Source organism: Flavobacterium sp. YO12 (assembly GCF_004119495.1).
In the GTDB taxonomy this organism is placed as follows: Bacteria; Bacteroidota; Bacteroidia; order Flavobacteriales; family Flavobacteriaceae; genus Flavobacterium.
This window is the reverse complement of the sequence record NZ_NRQU01000157.1, coordinates 1-409: the sequence shown is the minus strand read 5'-3', so window position 1 is coordinate 409 and position 409 is coordinate 1. Positions and strand designations below refer to the sequence as shown.

At 35.7% G+C, this 409-nt stretch carries 1 protein-coding gene; it reads left to right on the top strand.

Features of this window, described 5'->3' with window-relative positions; all coding sequences use genetic code 11:
* On the top strand, positions 1 to 267 hold a 267-nt coding region (locus BOW55_RS21125; RefSeq protein WP_206733645.1), incomplete at its 5' end, for a hypothetical protein.
* Positions 268 to 409 lie beyond the last annotated feature (142 nt).

Below are 409 nucleotides of genomic sequence, written 5' to 3'. Positions count from 1 at the left end.
ACTCTCATAACAGGTGATTTACAATTGAAGTTTTTTCTGCTTCTTGTGGGGTTTTTCTTCATTTCACTGCACTTTCTTTATTTTGCCGCGAAGGTGCCAAGCCGAAAAGTCTTATTTTCTGCTCGTTTTGACCTCACAGAGTCCCCAAGATGCTTAGTTTTTAATTTTATCTCTTATGAAAACAAATGCCCTAGCCCCGATAGCAGCGGAAATCCTTTTGCTTTTTCCTTTAAAAAGCAAAAGATTGCAGCGGATAGCGGGATTTAGCTCCTAATACATACTAAAATTCCAAATCCCAATTCTGATCGTTTAAATCAAATTTTCAGTTTTATCTATCTTATGCATTAGACGCACTGCGGTGCGTCTCTACAGAAAATTAGAATTTGATTAATTCTATACATATATATAT